This window comes from Streptomyces sp. YIM 98790 (assembly GCF_011421595.1).
In the GTDB taxonomy this organism is placed as follows: Bacteria; Actinomycetota; Actinomycetes; order Streptomycetales; family Streptomycetaceae; genus Streptomyces.
Genome location: NZ_WTLH01000273.1, coordinates 1 through 5768, shown reverse-complemented (window position 1 = coordinate 5768; position 5768 = coordinate 1). Strand labels below are relative to the sequence as shown.

The window sequence follows — 5768 nt, the reverse complement described above, 5'->3', positions numbered from 1 at the left end:
CCGCACGGCGGCCGGCGGCCGCACGGGCAGCGGCCCCCGCCGCGGGCGCGCCGCGGCGGGGGCCGGAGAAGGACCGCGAGGGCTCAGCCCTCCTCGGGGTCGCCCTTGGTGAAGCTGAGGCGCTGCACCTCGCCGGGGCCGCCCACGTCCTTGATGTGCTTGCCGTTGACGTACAGCTCTATGGCTCCGGCGTTCCCGGTGACCAGGTCGATCTGCTCGTCGGCGGTGAAGGTCTCGGAGTCGCCGTCGTTCAGCTCGCCCTCGAACAGCTGCTGGCCGTTCTGGTCCTTGACCGAGATCCAGCTGCGTCCGCTGGCCTGCACCTTGACCGTGACCTTGTCCGCGGGGACACCGGCCACCGCGCTGTCGGTCGGGGTGGGCTCCGGGTCCTGCTTGGGGTCGGAGCCGGGATTGCCGGACTGCTTGTCCGGATCCGGGCCGGGGGACTCCTCGGCCTGCGGGCCGCCGCCCGCGTCCTCGGCGACCGTCCCGGTGTCCTTGTCGTCGCCGCTGAACACGGTGAACGCCACGAACCCGACGACCGCCACGATGGCGGCCATCATGGCGGCGGTCCAGTTCGGGCGGCGCGGCTCCGGCCGGATCCGCTCGGCCTCGAACACCGGAGCGGTCGGCACCGTCACCGGCGCGGTGCCGCGCTCGGCGTTGAACTGCTCGATCAGCTCGGCCGGATCGATTCCCACGGCGCGCGCCAGCGTCCGGATATGGCCGCGGGCGTAGACGTCGCCGCCGCAGCGCGAGAAGTCGTCCTGTTCGATGGACTGGATGATGGGGACGCGTACGCGTGTGGTCGCGCTGACCTCCTCCACGGTCAGCTTGGCGGCCACGCGGGCCTGCTGCAGGGTCCGGCCGACCGAAGGCCGGTCGCTGGGGGGTGAGTTGCCGTGGGACACGGGGGCGCCTTTCGAGCGTGAAGCCGCGTGTTATGCGGACAAGTCTAGGGGCTCGGGGGAAGGGAGCGGCAAGCGGGATGACCTCAGTTTGTGGGCCATTTGGTGCCGGCCGCTCCAACGGTCCGGCGCGGCTGGCGGGCTGGGGCCGGCCGCCGGACAATGCGCCCCGCGGGGTGGCGCACCGGCCGGCGGCGGCCGTGCCGCAAGCCCTTCCCCCTGCGCCGGCCGGTCATCCTCGTCCTTCCCCGTTTTCACCCCGGAGCAGGGCAAGAACGCCGTCGAGTTCGTCCGGTTTGACCAGGACGTCACGGGCCTTGGAGCCCTCGCTGGGGCCGACCACGCCGCGGCTCTCCATCAGGTCCATCAGCCGGCCCGCCTTGGCGAAGCCGACGCGCAGCTTGCGCTGCAGCATGGAGGTGGAGCCGAACTGGGTGGTGACCACCAGCTCCGCGGCCTGGCAGAGCAGATCGAGGTCGTCGCCGATGTCCTCGTCGATCTCCTTCTTCCGCCCCTTGCCGCCGGCCACCACGTCGTCGCGGAACACCGGGGCCATCTGCTCCTTGCAGTGCGCGACGACCGCGGCGACCTCCTCCTCGGTGACGAACGCGCCCTGCATCCGCACGGGTTTGCCGGCGCCCATGGGCAGGAACAGCGCGTCGCCCTTGCCGATCAGTTTCTCCGCCCCGGCCTGGTCCAGGATGACCCGGCTGTCGGCGAGCGAGGAGGTGGCGAAGGCCAGCCGGGACGGCACATTGGCCTTGATCAGGCCGGTCACCACGTCCACGCTGGGCCGCTGGGTGGCCAGCACCAGATGGATGCCCGCGGCGCGGGCGAGCTGGGTGATCCGCACGATGGCGTCCTCCACGTCGCGCGGCGCCACCATCATCAGGTCGGCCAGCTCGTCCACGATCACCAGCAGGTACGGGTACGGCGTCAGCTCGCGGTCCTCGCCCTCGGCCGCGGTGACCTTGCCGGAGCGCACCGCCGCGTTGAAGTCGTCGATGTGCCGGTAGCCGTAGGCGGCGAGGTCGTCGTAGCGCAGGTCCATCTCGCGCACCACCCACTGGAGCGCCTCGGCCGCCCGTTTGGGGTTGGTGATGATCGGGGTGATCAGGTGCGGGATGCCCTCGTAGGCGGTCAGCTCCACCCGCTTGGGGTCGACCAGCACCAGCCGTACCTGTTCCGGGGTGGCCCGCACCAGCAGCGAGGTGATCAGGCAGTTGATGCTGGAGGACTTGCCGGAGCCGGTGGCGCCGGCCACCAGCAGGTGCGGCATGCGCGCCAGGTTCGCCGTCTCGTAGCCGCCCTCGACGTTCTTGCCCAGCGCCACCAGCAGCGGGTGGTCCTCGCCGACCGCCTCGGCGGTGCGCAGCACGTCCCCGAGGTTGACCATCTCCCGGTCGCTGTTGGGGATCTCGATGCCGACCGCCGACTTGCCCGGGATCGGGCTGATGATCCGCACGTCCGGGCTGGCCACCGCGTAGGCGATGTTCTTGGTGAGCGCGGTGATCTTCTCCACCTTCACGGCCGGGCCGAGTTCCACCTCGTAACGGGTCACGGTCGGGCCGCGGGTGAAACCGGTGACCCGGGCGTCCACCTTGAACTGGGTGAAGACGGAGGTGAGGGATTCCACCACGGCGTCGTTGGCGGGGCTGCGGGTACGGCCCGGGCCGCCGCGCTCCAGCAGGTCCAGGGACGGCAGCGCATAGGTGATGTCACCGGCCAGCCGGAGCTGTTCGGCACGCGGCGGCAGGGGCCCGGCGGGATCGGGAGAGGACTTGGTCAGATCCGGCACCCGGGCGCCCGCCGGGGGCGCCCCGGTCTCGCCGCTGTCCGCCGCCGCGTCACCGGAGCCTCCGCTCTCCGGGCCGTCGGCGCGTCCGCCGCCGGGCCGCCCGTCCCGGGCCGGGTCCGCGGGTGCCACCGCGCCCACCGAGGCGGTGGCCGGGTCGCCGTGGCGCATGCTGATCCGGCTGCTGAGATCGGCCACCACGGGCGAGGGCTGGACACCGTGCAGCACCGCGCCGTCCAGCGCGGCGGCANCTCCGCTCTCCGGGCCGTCGGCGCGTCCGCCGCCGGGCCGCCCGTCCCGGGCCGGGTCCGCGGGTGCCACCGCGCCCACCGAGGCGGTGGCCGGGTCGCCGTGGCGCATGCTGATCCGGCTGCTGAGATCGGCCACCACGGGCGAGGGCTGGACACCGTGCAGCACCGCGCCGTCCAGCGCGGCGGCAGCGGCGGCGGCCACGTCCACCGGGTCGCCCACCACGTAGTCCCCGGCGGAGGGCTCCGGCGCGTGCCGCGGGGTGCGGCGCCGGCCGCGGCCCCGGCCCTGCCCCTCGCCGCCGGAGGTGTCCCGGCCGCCGGGCAGGGCGCGCAGCCGGGCCCGGGTGCGCAGTTCGTCCTCCTCGACGGTGTCCCAGGGCTCCGGCTCGGCGCCGTCACCGCCGTCCGCTCCGCCGTCCGCTCCGGCGCCCGCCGCGGTGCCGTGCCCGGCACCGGACGGCTGCGGCGCCTCCAGCACACCCAGCCGGACCGCGGCCGCCCGCAGCCGCTGCGGGATCGCGTTCACCGGTGTGGCCGTCACCACCAGCAGCCCGAACACCGTCACCAGCACCAGCAGCGGCACCGCCAGCACATCGCCCACCAGGAAGATCAGCGGCCGGGAGGCGGCCCAGCCGATCAACCCGCCGGCGTCCTGCATGGCCTGGGCCCCGGCGCTGCGGCCCGGGGCTCCGGCACCGATGTGCACCAGCCCCAGCACGCCGAAGACCAGCGCGCTCAGCCCGATGACGATCCGTCCATTGGCCTCCGGCTGCTGGGGATGGCGGAACAGCCGCACGGCCATAAACAGCAGCAGCAGCGGCAGCACCAGGTCGAGCCGGCCCAGCGCGCCGGTGACCACCAGCGTCACCAGATCCCCCACCGGGCCCTGCGGGCTGGACCAGGTGCCGGCGGCCACCACCAGGGCCAGGCCGATCAGCAGCAGCGCCTCGCCGTCCTTGCGGTGCGCGGGGTCGAGCCCCTTGGCGCCCTGCCCTATCGAGCGCAGCAGCGCTCCCAGCGGGTGGGCGACGCCCAGCCAGAGCGCGCGCAGCAGCCGCAGCACCGGGTTGCGCGGCGGCTGCCGCGCCGCCGGGGCCTTGGCGGCCGCCGCCTTCTTCGCGCCGGTCCTGCCGGCGGTGGTCTTCTTGGCGGCGGGGTTCTTCACAGCCGCCTTCCCGGCAGCCGGTTTACCGGCTGCCGCCTTCTTCGTTCCCCCGCCACTGCGCCCGGCGCGCGCGCCCTGGGGATTCCTGCCGGACGTACCTGAGGCCATGGGGTGAGGTTACCGGGGACCGCCGGCCGCGGCACGGAGGATGCCGTGCCCGACGCCGGATCAGGAAGCCGGCCGGTTCCCCTGGTCCGGGCCCTGGCCGCCGGGGTCGAGGGCGTCGAAGGCACGCCGCAGGGAACGCAGCTTGCGCTCCAGATGAGCCGCGGTGGCCACCGCCGTGGTGCTGCTGCCCGGCGCCTTCTCCAGCTCCTTGGTCAGCGCCTCGGCCTGCTCCTCGACCGCCGCCAGCCGCGCCGAAAGCTCCGGCAGCAGGCCGCCGTTGACCTGGCCGTGGCCGTTCTCCGGGACGGTGCCGCCGTCCAGCTCGCGCCGCAACAGCGCGGCCTGCTCACGGAGCTGAAGGTTCTTCATGTAGAGGTCCACGAAGACCGAGACCTTGGCGCGCAGCACCCACGGGTCGAACGGCTTGGAGATGTAGTCCACCGCGCCCGCGGCGTAGCCGCGGAAGGTGTGGTGCGGCCCGTGGTTGATCGCGGTGAGGAAGATGATCGGGATGTCCCGGGTGCGCTCGCGCCGCTTGATGTGCGCGGCCGTCTCGAAGCCGTCCATTCCCGGCATCTGCACATCCAGCAGGATCACCGCGAAATCGTCCGTGAGCAGCGCCTTGAGCGCCTCCTCCCCGGAGGATGCCCGGACCAGGGTCTGATCGAGCGCCGAGAGAATGGCCTCCAGCGCGAGCAGATTCTCCGGCCGGTCATCGACCAGGAGGATCTTGGCCTTCTGCACCATGGCCTGCTCCTCCTCCGCCCCGCGGCTTGGCCGCTTGCTGCCACGCCGGGACGGCACCCTGATGCGCCGCCCCGCTGTCCGTGCCGCACATGGTAGCCGCATCCCAGGCCCGGACACACCCAGTCACGATGATGTCACCGTCACGCATCGGAACGTGCCCGGCGCCCGGAAAGTTCCCCGATTCCGGGCGCCGGCGGCGGTGTTGTTCAGGACTCGGGCCGCTCCTCGTCGCTCAGCCACCGGCTGATCACGGACAGCAGGTAGTCCGGGTCCACCGGCTTGGTGACGTGGTCCGAGGCGCCGGACTCGATGCTCTTCTCCCGGTCGCCCTTCATGGCCTTGGCGGTCAGCGCCACGATCGGCAGCCCGGAGAACTGCGGCATCCGCCGGATCGCCGAGGTGGTGGCGTAGCCGTCCATCTCCGGCATCATGATGTCCATCAGCACCAGGGCCACGTCCTCGTGGGACTCCAGCCGCTCGATGCCCTCCCGGCCGTTCTCCGCGTACAGCACCTGCAGGCCGTGCTGCTCCAGCACGCTGGTCAGGGCGAAGACGTTGCGCACGTCGTCGTCCACGATCAGCACCTTCTGCTGGCCGAAGGAGTACTGCTGGCGCGGCGCCTCCTCCCCGGCCGGGACGCCGGGCTGCTCGGCCCGGGTACCGGCCGCCGGCTCCTCGGCACGCATCCGCCGGCGCCGGGCCAGGGATTCCGCGGTGCGCTCGGCGAGCGTCATGGCGCCCTCCGGCTCCCGCTGCGCCGAGCCGTTGGCGGCTGCCGGGCCGCCCGGGCGCTC

4 protein-coding genes are annotated in these 5768 nt (G+C 73.3%); all 4 read right to left on the bottom strand.

Translation table 11 applies throughout. From position 1 onward, the window contains the following. Positions 1–83 precede the first annotated feature (83 nt). Positions 84–911: a helix-turn-helix domain-containing protein gene (locus GQS09_RS26475; protein ID WP_165990069.1), complete on the bottom strand. Its 828-nt coding sequence runs from the start codon at positions 909–911 to the stop codon at positions 84–86. A 229-nt stretch (positions 912–1140) separates the two neighbouring features. Further along, positions 1141–4227, bottom strand: coding sequence for a DNA translocase FtsK (locus GQS09_RS30050; RefSeq protein WP_399552610.1), 3087 nt, complete (start codon positions 4225–4227; stop codon positions 1141–1143). Positions 4228–4287: 60 nt separating this feature from the next. Then, complete coding sequence (locus tag GQS09_RS26465) at positions 4288–4974, bottom strand: two-component system response regulator (RefSeq protein WP_165990068.1); 687 nt, start codon at positions 4972–4974, stop codon at positions 4288–4290. 206 nt (positions 4975–5180) lie between these two features. Beyond that, positions 5181–5768: response regulator (locus GQS09_RS26460; protein ID WP_207958311.1), on the bottom strand; the 588-nt coding region annotated here is incomplete at its 5' end.

Bases quoted from the DNA above. Each gene is read 5' to 3' on its own strand.
- GQS09_RS26465 (WP_165990068.1), bottom strand. From the start codon at position 4,974: ATGGTGCAGAAGGCCAAGATCCTCCTGGTCGATGACCGGCCGGAGAAT.